The 16,664-nt window shown below is 60.3% G+C and carries 15 protein-coding genes; all 15 read left to right on the top strand.

Annotated features, from left to right (window positions below):
- Positions 1–18: 18 nt before the first annotated feature.
- The 15 genes from HMPREF3011_RS01315 (at position 19) to tyrS (ending at position 16,357) form a co-directional block, all read left to right on the top strand.
- Positions 19–849, top strand: a complete 831-nt coding sequence (locus HMPREF3011_RS01315; RefSeq protein ID WP_070841009.1) for a TrmH family RNA methyltransferase — start codon at positions 19–21, stop codon at positions 847–849.
- A 98-nt stretch (positions 850–947) separates the two neighbouring features.
- Positions 948–1,997, top strand: a complete 1,050-nt coding sequence (gene pheS / locus HMPREF3011_RS01310; protein ID WP_070429629.1) for a phenylalanine--tRNA ligase subunit alpha — start codon at positions 948–950, stop codon at positions 1,995–1,997.
- 32 nt (positions 1,998–2,029) lie between these two features.
- Positions 2,030–4,522, top strand: a complete 2,493-nt coding sequence (pheT, locus tag HMPREF3011_RS01305) for a phenylalanine--tRNA ligase subunit beta (RefSeq protein ID WP_070841008.1) — start codon at positions 2,030–2,032, stop codon at positions 4,520–4,522.
- 27 nt (positions 4,523–4,549) lie between these two features.
- The gene (locus HMPREF3011_RS01300) at positions 4,550–5,386 is read left to right on the top strand and encodes a trypsin-like serine protease (protein ID WP_070628931.1); all 837 of its coding nucleotides are present in this window, start codon (positions 4,550–4,552) and stop codon (positions 5,384–5,386) included.
- A gap of 179 nt (positions 5,387–5,565) precedes the next feature.
- Entirely contained in the window at positions 5,566–6,606 is a 1,041-nt protein-coding gene (gene argC / locus HMPREF3011_RS01295; protein WP_210401630.1) for an N-acetyl-gamma-glutamyl-phosphate reductase, read from the top strand.
- Positions 6,603–7,811: a bifunctional glutamate N-acetyltransferase/amino-acid acetyltransferase ArgJ gene (gene argJ, locus HMPREF3011_RS01290; RefSeq protein WP_038625628.1), complete on the top strand. Its 1,209-nt coding sequence runs from the start codon at positions 6,603–6,605 to the stop codon at positions 7,809–7,811. The genes argC and argJ overlap by 4 nt, the downstream gene beginning before the upstream one ends.
- A 21-nt stretch (positions 7,812–7,832) precedes the next feature.
- Complete coding sequence (gene argB / locus HMPREF3011_RS01285) at positions 7,833–8,726, top strand: acetylglutamate kinase (protein WP_005511727.1); 894 nt, start codon at positions 7,833–7,835, stop codon at positions 8,724–8,726.
- 58 nt (positions 8,727–8,784) lie between these two features.
- The gene (locus tag HMPREF3011_RS11255; RefSeq protein ID WP_070628933.1) at positions 8,785–9,990 is read left to right on the top strand and encodes an acetylornithine transaminase; all 1,206 of its coding nucleotides are present in this window, start codon (positions 8,785–8,787) and stop codon (positions 9,988–9,990) included.
- A gap of 6 nt (positions 9,991–9,996) precedes the next feature.
- On the top strand, positions 9,997–10,938 hold the full coding sequence (argF, locus tag HMPREF3011_RS11250) for an ornithine carbamoyltransferase (RefSeq protein ID WP_070841006.1): 942 nt from the start codon (positions 9,997–9,999) through the stop codon (positions 10,936–10,938).
- A gap of 4 nt (positions 10,939–10,942) precedes the next feature.
- Complete coding sequence (locus HMPREF3011_RS01270; RefSeq protein WP_038625622.1) at positions 10,943–11,425, top strand: arginine repressor; 483 nt, start codon at positions 10,943–10,945, stop codon at positions 11,423–11,425.
- Positions 11,426–11,474: 49 nt separating this feature from the next.
- Positions 11,475–12,674: an argininosuccinate synthase gene (locus tag HMPREF3011_RS01265; RefSeq protein ID WP_038625621.1), complete on the top strand. Its 1,200-nt coding sequence runs from the start codon at positions 11,475–11,477 to the stop codon at positions 12,672–12,674.
- A 45-nt stretch (positions 12,675–12,719) separates the two neighbouring features.
- Entirely contained in the window at positions 12,720–14,159 is a 1,440-nt protein-coding gene (gene argH / locus HMPREF3011_RS01260) for an argininosuccinate lyase (protein WP_070841005.1), read from the top strand.
- Between the two features lie 56 nt (positions 14,160–14,215).
- Positions 14,216–14,389, top strand: coding sequence for a Trm112 family protein (locus HMPREF3011_RS01255; RefSeq protein WP_038625618.1), 174 nt, complete (start codon positions 14,216–14,218; stop codon positions 14,387–14,389).
- The gene (locus tag HMPREF3011_RS01250; protein WP_083327045.1) at positions 14,390–15,040 is read left to right on the top strand and encodes a DNA-3-methyladenine glycosylase; all 651 of its coding nucleotides are present in this window, start codon (positions 14,390–14,392) and stop codon (positions 15,038–15,040) included. It abuts the gene before it with no gap.
- 39 nt (positions 15,041–15,079) lie between these two features.
- Complete coding sequence (gene tyrS, locus HMPREF3011_RS01245) at positions 15,080–16,357, top strand: tyrosine--tRNA ligase (RefSeq protein WP_070841165.1); 1,278 nt, start codon at positions 15,080–15,082, stop codon at positions 16,355–16,357.
- Positions 16,358–16,664 lie beyond the last annotated feature (307 nt).

Here is a 16,664-nt window from a genome sequence, read left to right as displayed (position 1 = left end):
TCACTAGGATTAATCACTATGAACTCTGCGCTGTACTTCAACGACGAGCCGTTTACTCCTCGCACTCCGCGCGTCTCGGCGGCTATTCAGCTCCACCGTGCGGCCAAGCGGAAGAAGGCTGGGCGCTTCCTCGTCGAGGGCTTCAATTCCGTCGATGCGGCTATCCGCGCAGAGGCTGTCGTGGAAATCTTCGTCACGGCAGCCGCCACCGAGCAGTTCTGCGAGCTGCTCACGGGGTATCTCGAACCTGGGACGCAGCGCAAGTCTGTTTCGCTTATCGACGACTCCGCCGCCCGCTCATTAAGCGAAACCGTCACCACTACCGGGCTTTTCGCCGTCTGCGACACAGGTGCGGTGTCCACTTCGTTGGAGGAGGCCATTGAGGTTGGAAAGCAGTCCGGTTGTCTGGTGATTCCGGTGGAGTGCAATGACCCGGGCAATGTTGGCACGATTGTGCGCATGACTGATGCCCTCGGTGCTGGTGCGGTGATCCTTGCTGGCGATTCGGTTGACCCTTTGAACTCGAAGGCCGTGCGTTCCTCTGCGGGGTCTGTTTTCCATACACCGGTCGCACGCGAGCGCGATATCGATGTCGTTGTGGAGAGAGTCAGGGAAGCGGGTTTTACCACCCTCGCTACGGCGATGGATGGCGCTCTCACGCTCGGTGTTGATGCGCTTCCCGACGGTCCCGTCGCCTGGCTTTTCGGCAACGAAGCACATGGCCTGTCGGAGGAGATTACGGCCTCGGCGGGGGCGAGTGTGGCCATCCCGATTAAGGGCGAGGCAGAGTCGTTGAACCTCGCCACCGCAGCGGCTATGTGCCTGTGGGAGACAGTTCGGGGTAACTAGGAAACCTCGATGGTGAGGTGCGTGCACGTGTGCAGTTATCCTCGACTATGATTGTTCCATCACAAGAACTGATAGTCCTATATAGAAGTGGTTGACACGTGAGCGATTCGCCAAATCCTATCGATCTTTCCGAGGACGCCCTCCAGGCGGCTGCGCAGAAGGCCACGGATGCCTTTGACGCTGCCGGCAACCTGGATGAGCTTTCTGCCGCCCGTCGTGAGCACTTGGGGGATGAAGGTTACATTCCGCAGGCTCGCCGCGCGCTGGGCTCCATTCCGAAGGCTGAGCGCAAGGATGCTGGTCGTCGCGTGAATGTTGTTCGCGGAGCCGTCGAGAAGCACTATGCAGAGCGTCTTGCGGTGCTGGAGGAAGAGGAAAACGCGCGCCGTCTGGTCGCGGAGCGCATCGACGTGTCGGTGGACACCACGCGAGGCCAGCGTGGCGGTATGCACCCAATTACTATCCTGTCCGAGCAGATCGGTGACATCTTCGTGGGCATGGGTTGGGAAGTTGCCGAGGGCCCGGAGGTCGAAGCCGAGTACTTCAACTTTGACGCGCTGAACTTCCTGCCGGATCACCCGGCTCGTACCCTGCAGGATACTTTCCACATTGCGCCGGAAGGATCCAAGCAGGTGCTGCGTACGCACACCTCTCCGGTTCAGGTTCGTACTCTGCAGTCGCGTGACCTGCCAATTTACGTTATCTGCCCGGGGCGTACCTTCCGTACCGATGAGCTCGACGCCACCCACACCCCGGTCTTCCACCAGGTCGAGGGGCTCGCTGTGGACAAGGGTCTGACCATGGGCCACTTGCGCGGAACGCTGGACCATATGGCAAAGGCGCTGTTCGGACCGGAGACCAAGACCCGTATGCGCACCAACTACTTCCCGTTCACCGAGCCGTCGGCTGAGGTTGATGTCTGGTTCCCGAACAAGAAGGGCGGCGCCGGCTGGATTGAGTGGGGCGGCTGCGGCATGGTGAACCCGAACGTGCTGCGGGCCTCCGGCATTGACCCGGAGGTGTACTCGGGCTTCGCGTTCGGCATGGGTCTGGAGCGCACCCTGCAGTTCCGCAACGGTCTGACCGATATGCGCGACATGGTCGAAGGCGATGTTCGCTTCACGCAGCCGTTCGGTATCCGCGGCTAATTCACTGACCTACAGATAGGAGTTTTACTTACATGTTCATTCCACAGTCGTGGGTCACTGAAATCGTTCGCGGCCCAGAGAACACCATCAACCCGGACTGGTCCGTCACCCCGGACGAGCTGGATGAGGGCTTTGTCCGCGTTGGTTTTGAAACCGAGGGGCACGAGCCGCTGGAGAAGATCGAGGGTCCGCTGGTTTTCGGTCGTGTCGACCACATTGAGGAGCTCGAGGGCTTCAAGAAGCCAATTCGCTTCTGTCAGGTCAACGTCGGCGATGCCAATGGCACCGGCGAACTGCAGGAGATTATCTGTGGTGCCCGCAACTTCGAAGAGGGCTCGATTGTCGTCGTCGCACTGCCGGGCTGCGTGCTGCCGGGCGGTTTCGAGATTTCCGCAAGGAAGACCTACGGCAAGGTTTCCAACGGCATGCTCTGCTCCGAAGCTGAGCTGGGCATGACCGATTCCTCCGCCGGTATTCTCACGCTCCCGTCGGCCCCGGCTGAGCTGGGTTCGTGCGCCAAGGAGTTCATTGGGCTCGATGATGAAAAGTTCGAGGTCAACATCACTCCGGACCGCGGTTATGCGCTGTCGGCCCGCGGTCTTGGCCGCGAGATCTGCTCCGCATTCAACCTCGACTTCGCCGATCCAGCCAAGGTCAAGGAGCTACCGGTCGATGGTGAGATCCTGAACGTCACCATCGACGAGGACACCGACACCCGCCGCTTTGGTCTGCGCCGCGTCACCGGCATCAATCCGAACGCCGAGACCCCATGGTGGATGCGCCGCCGTCTGCTGCTGGCTGGTCAGCGTCCGGTCAACGTGGCCACGGACGTCACCAACTACGTGATGCTGCTGCTCGGTCAGCCGATGCACGCCTTCGATGGCTCCAAGATCGCTGGTGGCCTGCACATCCGCAACGCTAAGGCCGGCGAGACTCTGACGACTCTCGACCACGTGGACCGCAAGCTCGACCCGGCGGACGTCGTCATCTGCGACGACAACGGTATTCAGTCACTGGCCGGCATCATGGGCGGACTTACCTCCGAGATTGCCGACGACACCACCGATGTGGTCTTCGAGGCCGCCAACTGGTCGCCGCTGCACGTCTTCCGCAGCGGTCGCCGCCACAAGCTGAGCTCCGAGGCTTCACGACGTTTCGAGCGCGGCGTGGACACCGCCCTTGTCGAGCCGGCTCTGGACTTGGCCTGCCAGCTGCTCGCTGACATCGCCGGCGGCACTATCGACACTGGTCGCACCCTGCTCGGCGAGGTTGCCACCATTCCGACTATTGACTTTGCCGTCAACCGCGCCAGCGAAGTTGCGGGCGTTGATTACCCGCGTGAAACCGTCATTGGTCGCCTGCGCGAGGTCGGTTGCGAGGTCGTTGACAACGGTGACCGCCTGGCTGTCACTCCGCCAACCTGGCGCTCGGACCTGACCATGTCCGCTGACCTGGTTGAGGAAATCTTGCGACTGGAGGGTCTGGAAGACATTCCGGTTATCCTTCCAATCGCTCCGGCCGGCCGCGGTCTGACCGAGCGTCAGCTGCGCCGCCGCTTCGTCGGTCACGCGTTGGCCCACAATGGCTACCTGGAGATTCTGCCGACACCGTTCATTGCCAACGATGTATTCGACGTCTGGGGCCTGGACGCTGATGACCCGCGTCGTAATACCGTCAAGGTCATCAACCCGTTGGAGTCCGACCACGCTCAGCTGGGCACGACTCTGCTGCCGTCCATGCTGGAGTCGCTGAAGCGCAATGTTGCTCGCGGCCAAGTCGACCTGTCGCTCTATGGTGTGGAGCAGGTATCCATCGAGCGCGGTAACGGTGTCTCGCCGATGCCGTCGACTGCTGGCTTGCCGAGCGAGGCCGAGCGCGCTGAGCTTCTGGACTCGCTGCCGGAGCAGCCGCTGCACGTCGCCACTGTCGCCTGTGGGCGTATCCGCCTGGATAGCCCTTGGGGTGACGAGGACGCGTACACCGTCGCCGATGCCATCGAAGCCGCGCGCATTGTTGCCCGCGCTGCCAACGTCGAGCTGGAGATCCGTAACGCCGAGGTGCTGCCGTGGCACCCGGGCCGCTGCGCTGAGCTGCTTGTCGACGGTCACGTCGTCGGCCACGCCGGTGAGCTGCACCCGAAGGTGTGCAAGGATGCTGGTCTGCCGGAGCGCACCTGCGCTATGGAGATCAATCTCGATGCACTGCCAGTGACGGAGCACCTGCCGGCGCCGGTACTCAGCCCGTTCCCAGCCGTCCACCAGGACGTCGCGCTTGTTGTCAGCGATGAGGTCTCTGCCGCAGAGGTGGAGAAGACTCTGGTGGAAGGCGCCGGTGAGCTCCTCGAATCCATCCGTGTCTTCGATGTTTACCGTTCCGAGCAGATGGGCGAAGGCGTTCGCTCACTGGCGTACTCCCTGCGTTTCCGCGCACCGGACCGTACGCTGAAGGAAGAGGAAGCTTCCGCAGCTCGCGAGGCGGCCATTGAGCTGGCCACTACCCGTCACGGCGCTCAGCTGCGCGGCTAAAAGGGGAAGCCCCAGGCAGAGATACCCATGATTGGCATCTTGCGTCACCGCGACAACAGGCTGAATAGCGCAGAGGCACGAGAGCAGCGTGTCGGAGTGCGCGCTGTGAGCAGTGCGAAGCCTGCGGCGACTGTGGCAGCAGCTGCTGTCACGGCAGGTCTATTGCTCACCGGCGCGCCGAGTGCGGCTGCGCTGGTCGGCGGGGAGGCTGCTGCGCCTAGTGTGGCGGCGGACTCCGTGGTGTCGGTCATGGTCCGGACCAGTCCCCATACCGGAAACTTTTGCACGGGAACTGCAATCGCCCCGCAGTGGGTAATGACCGCAGCTCACTGCGTCCGTGATGTCCAGGTACAGGTTGGGGAAGTCGAGGTCGGTTTCGGCCCGGATGCCCGGCGTGTACCGATTGATCGCTGGGAGATTGCGCCCACCGGTGACGTAGCGCTTATTCACCTAGCGGGCGATGCAGCTCTTCCGGAGTATCCCGCAATGGAACGTCGTCAAGCGTTTTCAGAGCAAGAAACGGCAGGCACGGTCTATGGGCGATCGCTGCTCGGTGATGTTGCGGATGGCTCGCTGCCGATGGCGACCGTCACCGCGTCGATGTGCCCGGTGAAGTATCAACAGTGCGTGCGGGAAGACTCAGTGTTGGCGCACATGGAGCGCCCCGCGGCGTTGCAGGTGGGCGATTCGGGCGGACCGCTCTTTATCGACGGCCAGCTGGCTGCGGTGTTCTCGGGTGCAGTGGCTTTTGATGGCAGCGTCGCCCCGGAGGAGTCGGGTTACTATCTCTACACCACGACGTCATCGGTGGCGCAGTGGGCAGATGGTGTGATGAGCCAGGAGTCAAACGGCGTAGTTGAATAGTCCGGCGTTGAGTAGTCCGGTGTTGAATAGTCCGGCGTGCTGGTTGAACGAAGTGTATGTACCGACGACGGCGTTATATTCATAAATCACTCACGTCACATTGGTAGAATTCCAGCACTTTGACAACGAATTCTATGAATATCTTGCAATACAGTGAATAAAAGTGTTGAATGTTTGACATGAGTATTTCCGTTGCCATTGCCGGTGCGACCGGTTACGCAGGAGGAGAGATTCTCCGCATCCTGTTGTCGCACCCGGCGTATCTTTCCGGCGAACTAACCATCGGCGCACTGACGGGAGCATCCAACGCGGGTGCTCGTGTGGGCGACATTATGCCTCATGTGGCACATTTGGCTGACCGCCGTATTGAGCCGACTAATGGTGACACACTCGCTGGACATGACGTGGTGTTCCTCGGGCTGCCCCACGGTCATTCGGCTGCGATTGCAGAGCAGTTGGGGGATGACACGGTAATTATTGACTGCGGCGCGGATTTCCGCCTGCAGGATGCCGCTGAGTGGGAGCACTACTACGGCTCGGAGCACGCCGGTACCTGGGCTTACGGTATTCCAGAGCTGCCGGGCAACAGGGAAGTAGTGGCTGCTTCGAAGCGCATTGCTGTGCCGGGTTGTTTCCCCACTGGGGGTACAATTACGGCGCTGCCGGCAGTTGCAAAGAACCTGGTTGAGCCGGACCTGTCCGTTGTTTCCATCACCGGTACCTCCGGTGCGGGCAAGAAGGCGGCTGTGCCCCTGCTCGGGTCCGAGGTTATGGGCAATCTCCGCGCCTACAACACTGCGGGCAAGCACCGCCACACCGCAGAGTTCCTGCAGAACCTCAAGCCGTACGCAGAGGATCTCACCGTCAGCTTCACGCCCGTACTCGCCCCGACGTCGCGCGGCATTCTCACCACTATTACCGCCCCGTTTGTCGACGGGGTTACGGAGGCAGCCGCACGGGAAGCCTACCTCGAGTTCTACAAGGATGAGCCGTTTGTGCAGGTGTTGGCCGAAGGGCTACTGCCGCAGACACAGTCGGTAATTGGCTCTAACTTGGTTCAGATTCAGGTCGAGGTAGATGAACGCGCCAAGCGCCTGGTGCTGACCTCGGCGATTGACAATCTGACAAAGGGCACCGGTGGTGCCGCAGTTCAGTGCATGAATTTGGTTACTGGACAGAATGAAACTGCAGGACTTCCACTGGTAGGAGTTGCCCCATGATGAAGGAAGAAAAAGAAGGTCTCGTCAACGTCGCTGGTGACGAAGGCGGCGTATGTGCACCTCAGGGGTTCGCGGCCAGCGGTGTCATTGCAGGCATCAAGGTCAGCGGAAACCCGGACATGGCGCTCATCGTAAACCAGGGGCCGGAGAAGACCGCGGCGGCTGTCTTTACCACCAACCGTGTCCAGGCTGCGCCGGTGACGGTATCCAAGAAGCACATCGCTGACGGCAAGCTGTCGGCAGTGGTGCTGAACTCCGGCAATGCCAACGCCTGCAATGGTCAGCCGGGTATTGCCGACGCCCTCGAAGTCTGCCAAAAGGTCGCAGATGGGCTCGGCGTCGACGTTACCGAGATTGGCGCCTGTTCCACCGGCTTGATTGGTGACCGGTTGCCGATGGACATTGTGCTGGCAGGTGTGCCGAAGCTGATTGAGAAACTGGGCGGCGATACCGCCGCAGGTACGGCTGCAGCAGAGGCCATCTTGACCACTGACTTGGTGGCAAAGCAGGCCGTTGCGCATGGTGACGGATTCACTGTCGGTGCTATGGGCAAGGGCGTTGGCATGATTAGCCCGTCGATGGCCACGATGCTCGGTGTGATTACAACGGATGCGTCGGTAAGCGCAGAAATGGCGCACGAGGCTATTGCCAAGGCGAGCGAGGTTACGTTTAACCGCCTAGATATTGATGGCTCCACCTCCACCAATGACACCGTCATCATTTTGGCCAACGGTGCCTCTGGCGTGAAGCCCTCGCAGGAGGAGCTCGATCAGGCAGTGCTCAGCGTGTGTGATTCCATCGCACGCCAGATGCAGTCGGACGCCGAAGGCGTGACCAAACGTGTGTCCGTGACCGTGCGTGGCACCGGTGGCGCTGAAGATGCCCTGGTAGCTGCTCGCATTATCGGCCGCGACAACCTCTTCAAGTGTGCGATGTTCGGTTCGGACCCGAACTGGGGTCGTGTGTTGGCGGCTGTCGGTACCGCGCCGGTGGATATGGATCCCGAGCACATCACGGTTTCCTTCAATGGTCACGTAGTCTGTCGCGATACCGGTGGCACGCCTGATGCTCGTGAAGTGGATCTCTCCGGCAAGGACATCGCCGTTGAGGTTGACCTCGGTACTGGTAATCCGGAAGAGGCCACGATTCGTACGACGGACCTTTCCCACGATTACGTTCACATCAACTCGGCATATTCGTCGTAACGGTTTTGAGGAGACTCTGCAATGGTTCACCAGTTGACCGAAGGGCTGTCCTTCGAACAGCGGGCACATGTGCTGGCGGAAGCCCTGCCGTGGCTGCAGCACCACCGTGACAAGATTGTGGTGGTCAAGTACGGCGGTAACGCGATGACCGACCTGAAACTGAAGAAGGCCTTCGCGCAGGACATGGTTTTCCTGCGCACCGTGGGGGTGAAGCCGGTGGTTGTCCATGGCGGTGGCCCCCAGATTTCGTCGATGCTCAAGCGCCTGGGGCTGGAGGGAGAGTTCCGAGGCGGTTTCCGTGTCACGACTCCGGAGGTCATGGAAATTGTCCGCATGGTTCTCTTCGGGCAGGTCGGCCGCGAACTAGTGAACCTCATTAACGCCTACGGGCCGTATGCGGTAGGTACCTCTGGTGAGGACGGTGGCCTGTTCACCGGTACTCGACGCACGGTAAACGTCGGTGGCAAGGAGACAGATATCGGGCTGGTTGGCAATATCACCGAGGTGCACTCGGAAACGCTATTGGACCTGATTGATGCCGGCCGTATTCCGGTGGTCTCCACGATTGCGCCGTCCGCTGACGGCAAAGAGGTCTACAACATCAACGCCGACACGGCAGCAGGTGCACTGGCATCGGCAATTAACGCGAACCGTCTGGTGATTCTGACTAATGTCGAGGGTCTCTACACGGATTGGCCGAACCGCGATTCGCTGGTGTCCAAGATTTCCACTTCGCACCTGCGAGAAATCCTTCCGACGCTGGACTCGGGCATGATTCCGAAGATGGAGTCCTGCCTGAATGCAGTGGATCAGGGAGTGCCAGCGGCTCACGTTATCGATGGCCGCCAGCCACACTCGGTGCTGCTGGAGCTGATGACTTCCGGCGGTATCGGCACAATGGTAGAGCCCGGATAAGGCAGAAAAGACGGACAAGAATTTACCTACACACACGTTAGGCAGGTCGAAAGACGACATGAGCGACTTCAAGCAGCAGTGGCAACACACGATGATGAACAATTACGGCACGCCGCGCATTGAGCTTGTGCAGGGTAAGGGCGCTATTGTCACGGATTCCGAGGGCAAGGAATACCTGGACCTGCTCGCCGGTATTGCAGTCAACGCGTTGGGTCACGCGCATCCGGCGATCGTGGAAGCCGTGTCCAAGCAGATTTCCACGATGGGGCACGTGTCCAACATCTTCGCCTCTGAGCCACCACTGGCACTGGGCGAGAAGCTCATTGAGCTCACTGGTTGGGACACTGATGACACCCGGGTTATGTTCTGCAATTCCGGTACCGAGGCCAATGAGGCTGCATTCAAGCTGGCGCGTTTGACGGGGCGCAACCGTATTATCGCGACCCATCACGGATTCCACGGCCGCACCATGGGAGCACTTGCCATGACCGGTCAGCCGGACAAGCGCACGCCGTTTGAGCCGATGCCGGGTGGAGTCGAGTTCGTGCCCTACGGTGACATCGATTTCCTCACCAAGACCATCGAATCCGATCCGTTGGGTGTCGCAGCGGTGATTCTGGAACCAATTCAGGGTGAGACCGGTGTGGTCGCACCGCCAGAGGGATACCTCGCCGAGGTCCGCGAACTGACCAAGCGCTTCGACGTCCTCATGATCGTCGACGAAGTGCAGACCGGCATTGGCCGTACCGGACAGTGGTTTGCCCACCAGCATGACGGCATCGTCCCGGATGTCATGACCCTGGCCAAGGGCCTCGGCGGCGGCCTGCCGCTGGGTGCTGTCATCGCCAACGGTCGCGCAGCGGAACTGTTCACTCCCGGTGCACACGGCACCACTTTTGGTGGCAACCCGGTCTGTGCCGCTGCCGGCCTGGCCGTCATCGAGACGCTGGAAGAAGAAAAGCTGCTCGATCGAGTCACCGAGAAGGGCAAAGTCCTGGCTCGCAAGCTTGCGTCGTTAAACCATGTTGATCACGTGCGCGGTCGCGGCTTCATGCTTGGGCTGGTGCTGTGCGAGAACCTGGCGAAGGAAGCAGTTAACGCCGGTTATGAGCGCGGTGTCATTCTGAACGCGCCGCAGGCGAATGTGCTGCGAATTGTGCCGCCGCTGAACCTCAGTGATGAGGAAATCAACCGCGCCGTCGAGTTGATTGATGCCTGCCTGAACGACGCCGCCGAGGCTGTCGCCAACAATGGAAGGAATTAGGAACTGATGCTCCGTCATTTTCTCGCCGATGATGACCTGACTCCACAGGAGCAGGCTGAGGTGCTGCAGTTGGCTGCAGAGCTGAAGGCAGCGCCGTACTCCCGCCGGCCGTTTGAGGGGCCGCAGTCGGTTGCGGTGCTGTTCGACAAGACCTCGACTCGTACTCGTTTCTCCTTCGACGCCGGTATTGCGGCTCTGGGTGGCAACGCAATTGTGGTTGAAACCGGAAACTCGCAGATGGGCAAGGGCGAGACCTACCAGGACACTGCTGCTGTGCTCAGCCGTTTCGTCTCGGCAATCGTCTGGCGTACCTACGCACAGTCAGGGCTGGAGGCCATGTCTGAAACCGCGACGGTGCCGATTGTCAACGCACTTTCCGACGAGTTCCACCCGTGCCAGATTCTCGCTGACCTGCAGACCATCATCGAGCACAAGTGCCCGGAAGAAAGCCAGGCGGGACTGCGTGGCAAGAAGGCTGTCTACTTCGGCGATGGTGCCAACAACATGGCCAACTCCTACCTAGTAGGCTTCGCCACCGCAGGGCTGGACGTCACCATCTGTGCGCCGGAGAACTTCCAGCCGGAGCAGGTCTACGTCGACCGCGCCAAGAAGGTCGCGGAGCAGACCGGTGCGGCCGTGGCCGTGACCGCAGACGTCGATGAGGCCATTGCCGGTGCCGACGTTGTCATCACCGATACCTGGGTCAGCATGGGGCAGGAGAACGACGGCCTGGATCGTCGCACTCCGTTTCTGCCGTACCAGGTCAACGCTGAGCTGATGGCGAAGGCAAATGAGGATGCCATCTTCCTGCACTGCCTGCCGGCATACCGCGGCAACGAAGTTACTGCCGAGGTCATCGATGGCCCGCAGTCGGTAGTCTTTGACGAGGCGGAAAACCGCATGCACGCTCAGAAGGCGTTGCTGACCTGGCTGGTGGAGAGGCAGTAAGGTCATGACCGCAGCACAACCAGGTTCTCGCACAGCTCGGCAGACGCGCATCGCTGACCTGTTGGCGCAGCATCACGTGTCCAGTCAGGTTCAGCTCGTCGAGCTGCTTGCCGACGAAGGCATTGAGATTGCGCAGGCGACGTTGTCTAGAGACCTCGATGAGCTGGGCGCCCGAAAGATTCGCGATGGAGTCAACGGTTCGCGTTATTCCATCGTCGAAGATGCACTCGCTGTCTCCAGCGGGGCGGTGGCCAGGATGCGGCGCGTTTTAGACGAGCTGCTGGTCTCCATTGATCATTCGGGCACCATCGCGGTTGTGCGTACACCACCGGGAGCCGCACAGTATCTAGCCAGTGTGATTGACCGTGCGGGACTCAAAGAAATCGTTGGCACAATTGCGGGAGATGACACCGTAATGTGCCTGGCTAGAGAACCACTTTCCGGCGCTGACCTAGCCCAGCGTCTAGCCGCCGGAACGAACCAGTAAACTATTTCACGAAATGCTTTAAAGCACCGATTAAAGGAGCGCTTACCCTATGACCAACCGGGTTATTCTTGCTTACTCTGGTGGCCTCGATACCACCGTTGCTATTCCGTACCTCAAGGAAATGACCGACGGCGAGGTCGTCGCAGTTTCTATCGATGTCGGACAGGGCGGCGAGGACATGGAGTCCGTGCGTCAGCGCGCTCTGGACGCCGGCGCTGTCGAAGCTGTCGTTGTCGACGCTAAGGACGAGTTCGCCGAGGAGTACTGCCTGCCGACCATTAAGGCAAATGGTCTCTACATGAAGCAGTACCCGCTGGTTTCTGCACTGTCTCGCCCGCTGATTGTTAAGCACATGGCGAAGGCGGCAGAGGAGTTCGGTGGCACCCACGTTGCTCACGGTTGCACCGGTAAGGGCAATGACCAGGTCCGTTTCGAGGTCGGTTTCGCCAACACCGCACCGGATCTGAAGATCATCGCTCCGGCTCGTGACTTCGCGTGGACCCGCGATAAGGCCATCGCCTTCGCTGAGGAAAAGGGTCTGCCGATTGAGCAGTCCAAGTCGTCGCCGTTCTCCATTGACCAGAACCTGTTCGGTCGCGCCATTGAGACCGGCTACCTGGAGGACCTGTGGAACGCACCGACCAAGGATGTCTACGCGTACACCGAGGATCCGACCCTGAACTTCAACTCTCCGGATGAGGTCATCATCTCCTTCGAGGATGGTAAGCCGACTGCCATCGACGGCAAGAAGGTTTCCGTGCTCGAGGCCATCGAAGAGATGAACCGCCGCGCTGGTGCTCAGGGCATCGGTCGTCTGGACATGGTTGAAGACCGACTGGTCGGCATTAAGTCCCGCGAGATCTACGAGGCTCCGGGCGCAATTGCCATCATGGCCGCACACGCAGCGCTCGAGGACGTCACCGTTGAGCGTGAGCTGGCTCGTTACAAGCGCCAGGTCGAAGGCGAGTGGGCCAACCTGGTCTACGACGGCCTGTGGTTCTCGCCGCTGAAGCGCGCGCTGGATGCCTTCATCGAGGAGTCCCAGAAGGGCGTTTCCGGTGATATCCGCATGGTCATGCACGCTGGTCACTGCAACGTCAACGGTCGCCGTTCGAACACCTCGCTGTACGACTTCAACCTGGCTACCTACGACGAGGGCGACACCTTCGACCAGACCCTGGCTCGCGGTTTTGTCGAGCTGCACGGCCTGTCCTCGAAGATGGCCGCAAAGCGCGACTTCAACCTGTAAAGATTCTCCAGAGCGACTAGAGCGAAAGGCCTATTGGAAAAGACAATGGTCGAAAAGCACGGTACCAACGAAGGCTCCCTGTGGGGCGGCCGCTTTGCGGGTGGCCCGTCCGAGGCGATGGCTGCATTGAGCAAGTCCACCCATTTCGACTGGGTGCTCGCGCCTTACGACGTTCTTGCGTCCAAGGCCCACGCCCGAGTGCTGCATGCTCGCGGGCTGCTCAGTGATGCCGACTTTGACACCATGATTGCAGGCCTTGATCAGCTCGGCCGCGACGTTGCCTCCGGCGAGTTTGGTCCAGAGGCGACGGATGAGGACGTCCACGGGGCTATGGAGCGCGGTCTGATTGACCGCGTCGGCCCGGAGGTCGGCGGTCGCCTGCGCGCTGGACGTTCCCGCAATGACCAGGTGGCAACCTTGTTCCGCATGTGGCTGCGCGATGCCGTGCGCGGTATCGCACTGGATGTCACGGACCTGGTCGGCGCCCTGGTTGCTCAGTCCAAGGCACATCCGGATGCCATCATGCCGGGCAAGACTCACTCTCAGGCGGCTCAGCCGGTGCTGCTGGCGCACCAGTTGCTGGCACATGCGCATCCGCTGCTGCGTGATCTCGACCGTATCCGCGATCTCGACCGTCGTTTGGCTGTATCCCCGTACGGCTCTGGTGCGCTGGCAGGATCCTCGCTGCATTTGGATCCGGAGGCCATCGCTGAGGAGCTCGGCTTCGACTCTGCCACGAACAACTCCATTGACGGCACCTCTTCGCGTGATTTCGCCTCTGAGGCGGCATTCGTCTTCGCCCAGATTGCCGTGGATATGTCGCGTCTGGCAGAGGAAATCATCTACTGGGCCACCCCTGAGTACGGCTACGTCACTCTGGCTGATGCCTGGTCGACTGGTTCCTCCATCATGCCGCAGAAGAAGAACCCGGACGTGGCAGAGCTGACTCGCGGTAAGACCGGTCGTCTGATTGGTAATCTTGCAGGGCTCATGGCCACGCTGAAGGCTCAGCCGCTGGCTTACAACCGTGACCTCCAGGAGGACAAGGAGCCTTTGGTGGACTCGGTCGAGCAGCTGACCCTGCTGCTGCCGGCATTGACCGGTCTGGTGGCAACGCTGACCTTCCACGAGGATCGTCTGCGCGAGCTCGCTCCGGCAGGCTACACCCTGGCCACTGACCTGGCTGAATGGCTGGTCCGCGAAGGCGTACCTTTCCGTGACGCTCACGAGGCATCCGGCCAGTGCGTCCGCATTGCAGAGTCCAAGGGCGGTATCGGTCTGGACGAGCTTTCCGACGAGGACCTCTCCGGCGTCCACCCGGCACTGACTCCGAAGGTCCGCGAAGTGCTTACTATCGACGGCGCTGTCGCTTCCCGCGACACCCGTGGTGGCACCGCGGGTGTCCGTGTTGCAGAGCAACTCGCTCGTGTCGACGAGAAGAACACTGAGCTAAAACAGTGGGCTGAAAAGCCGGTTCGCAGTTAAGTGTTCGGACGGCCATCGTGACACCCTGGCAATTCAGTTCGGTAAGGTAGTGGACTATGAGCCTTGATCCGAAACTCCTTGATATCCTCGCTTGCCCGCGTGACAAGGGGCCGCTTGAATACCTCGAAGACGAGCAGGTGCTGGTCAACCCCCGTCTGAAAATCGCCTACCGCATCGACGACGGCATTCCGGTCATGCTTTCTGACGAAGCTATCACCTGGGACAAATAATTGCTTTTCCCGCTTCCCGACGGCTACAGCGTCCTCGACCGCACTATGCTGTCGGGAGCTCCTATCGAAGCTGCGCGGACGCTGCTCGGGTGCGTAATTGTCATCCCCGCTGAGGATGTCACCGCCACCATCACCGAGGTTGAAGCCTACGGAGGTCCAGCTGCCCAGCGCTATCCCGATCCGGCAGCGCACTGCTTTATGGGGCCGACCGACCGCAACCGCGCCATGTTTGGCCCGGCGGGGCATTGGTATATCTACCGCTCCTATGGCATCCACTTTTGTGCCAACATCACTAGCGCAACGGATGGCACGGGCGGGGGAGTGCTAGTCCGCTCCGTACGCATTGAGCAAGGCATAGATGCGGTGCGCCGTCGCCGCGGTGAAAAGCCAGCGGTTGCGGGTCTTGGACGTGGTCCGGGCAATGTTGGTCAGGCGCTTGGCCTTGACCTAAGCGACTATGGGGCAGATGCGCTGGATCCGTCGTCACGCGTGTTTGTGGCGCAGCCGGAGACCGCCGATTTAGTTAGCGACATCCACGCAGGCCCGCGCGTGGGCGTTCGCCGAGCTGCGAATAGGCCGTGGCGGCTGTGGCTGCCGGACGATTCAGTCTCAGCCTATCGGCGCCACAAGAAGGCGGTTGAGGAGTTCTAGGTCACCCTCGCGGTGAACGTCGGCAAGCGAAACGTTACGATGGAGGACGTGACTGAACAGAACATTATCGACGAACTACAGTGGCGTGGCCTGATTAATCAGTCCACCGATGTTGACGCGCTGCGCGAGGCGTGCGAAAACCCCATTACTCTGTATTGCGGTTTTGATCCAACGGGCGATTCGCTGCACGCGGGCCACCTGGTTCCGATGATTATGTTGCGTCGTTTCCAGCTGGCCGGTCACCACCCAATTGCACTGGCAGGCGGTGCTACGGGCTTCATCGGCGATCCGCGTGATGTCGGTGAACGTTCGATGCTCAGCCAGGACGCCATTGAGCATAACCTGGAGGCCATCAAGGGTCAGCTGCGTCGTTTCATTGACTTTGAGGGCGATGCTCCGGCGACGATGGTCAATAATGCGGACTGGACTATGAATATGTCCGTCATTGACTTCCTTCGCGATGTGGGCAAGAACTTCTCCCTCAACACCATGCTCGACCGCGACACCGTCAAGCGCCGCCTCGAGTCCGACGGCATCTCTTACACCGAGTTTTCCTACATGCTGCTGCAGTCCAACGACTATGTGCAGCTGCGCCGCAACTACGATTGTGTGCTGCAGATTGGCGGCGGCGATCAGTGGGGCAACATCGTCTCTGGTGTCGATTTGAACAGGCGTATCGACGGCGCCAAGGTGCACGGCCTGACCGTGCCGCTGGTGACTGATGCGCAGGGGCAGAAGTTCGGTAAGTCCACCGGTGGCGGCAAGTTGTGGCTGGATGCTGAGAAGACCTCGCCGTACTCCTGGTACCAGTACTTCCTCAACGCTGGTGACTCGGTTGTTATTGACTACCTGCGTTGGTTCACCTTCCTGACTCAGGAGGAAATTGCGGAGTACGAGGTCGCTGTTGCGGAGCGTCCGTTCAAGCGTGAAGCGCAGCGCCGCCTTGCTCAGGAGATGACCAATCTGGTTCACGGCGAAGAGGCCACCAAGGCAGTGGAGCTAGCAGCGCAGGCGCTGTTTGGACGCGCTGAGCTGACTGAGCTGGACGAGGCCACTCTGGTAGGTGCTGTCTCTGAGACCGAGGTTGCGGAGATTGCCGAGGGTGAACCGCGAACGGTCGTTGACCTCCTGGTTGCTGCGGGTCTTGCTAAGTCGAAGGGCGAAGCACGCCGCACCATTAAGGAAGGTGGCGCCTACGCCAATAACCAGCGCATCGAGGACGAAGCGTGGGAACCAGCTGCCGAGGACCTGCTGCATGGCAAGTGGATTGTGCTGCGCCGCGGTAAGAAGAACTTCGCAGGTGTGAAGTTCGTGTAGGCGCTGGTTGGTCTCCGTGTAGGTGCGTTGTTGGCCTCTAGATCAATTGGCGTTTATGCGGCTTGATTCTTTTTAGGTAGCTGGGCTAAGGCTCCGGGCAAGCTAGGAGAATGATGATTTCAGAATCATTGACTCCTGGTCAGTCCGGAGCTTTGGTTGTTTTAGGGGAGCGTAGAAACCGGAGCCAAGGTGGTAGTGATGAGCGAAAGCTATCGGCTTTCGTTAAGGGGAGGGGGGCTTCCGGTCCTTGGTGAATCGCTCTACTGCACAGGCAAAACGCTAGTACGCATCAATCTACCTGGGGTTT

Source organism: Corynebacterium sp. HMSC074C04 (genome assembly GCF_001838295.1).
GTDB classification, from domain to species: Bacteria; Actinomycetota; Actinomycetes; order Mycobacteriales; family Mycobacteriaceae; genus Corynebacterium; species Corynebacterium amycolatum.
Note: the sequence above shows the minus strand (reverse complement) of the source record. Positions and strands in the feature narration are given on the sequence as shown.

What these genes read in the sequence shown, in the direction of transcription:
- HMPREF3011_RS01315 (WP_070841009.1), top strand. Translation starts at nt 19, where the DNA reads ATGAACTCTGCGCTGTACTTCAACGACGAGCCGTTTACTCCTCGCACT.
- pheT (WP_070841008.1), top strand. Translation starts at nt 2,030, where the DNA reads ATGTTCATTCCACAGTCGTGGGTCACTGAAATCGTTCGCGGCCCAGAG.
- HMPREF3011_RS01300 (WP_070628931.1), top strand. Translation starts at nt 4,550, where the DNA reads ATGATTGGCATCTTGCGTCACCGCGACAACAGGCTGAATAGCGCAGAG.
- argC (WP_210401630.1), top strand. Translation starts at nt 5,566, where the DNA reads ATGAGTATTTCCGTTGCCATTGCCGGTGCGACCGGTTACGCAGGAGGA.
- argJ (WP_038625628.1), top strand. Translation starts at nt 6,603, where the DNA reads ATGATGAAGGAAGAAAAAGAAGGTCTCGTCAACGTCGCTGGTGACGAA.
- argB (WP_005511727.1), top strand. Translation starts at nt 7,833, where the DNA reads ATGGTTCACCAGTTGACCGAAGGGCTGTCCTTCGAACAGCGGGCACAT.
- HMPREF3011_RS11255 (WP_070628933.1), top strand. Translation starts at nt 8,785, where the DNA reads ATGAGCGACTTCAAGCAGCAGTGGCAACACACGATGATGAACAATTAC.
- argF (WP_070841006.1), top strand. Translation starts at nt 9,997, where the DNA reads ATGCTCCGTCATTTTCTCGCCGATGATGACCTGACTCCACAGGAGCAG.
- HMPREF3011_RS01270 (WP_038625622.1), top strand. Translation starts at nt 10,943, where the DNA reads ATGACCGCAGCACAACCAGGTTCTCGCACAGCTCGGCAGACGCGCATC.
- HMPREF3011_RS01265 (WP_038625621.1), top strand. Translation starts at nt 11,475, where the DNA reads ATGACCAACCGGGTTATTCTTGCTTACTCTGGTGGCCTCGATACCACC.
- argH (WP_070841005.1), top strand. Translation starts at nt 12,720, where the DNA reads ATGGTCGAAAAGCACGGTACCAACGAAGGCTCCCTGTGGGGCGGCCGC.
- HMPREF3011_RS01255 (WP_038625618.1), top strand. Translation starts at nt 14,216, where the DNA reads ATGAGCCTTGATCCGAAACTCCTTGATATCCTCGCTTGCCCGCGTGAC.
- tyrS (WP_070841165.1), top strand. Translation starts at nt 15,080, where the DNA reads ATGGAGGACGTGACTGAACAGAACATTATCGACGAACTACAGTGGCGT.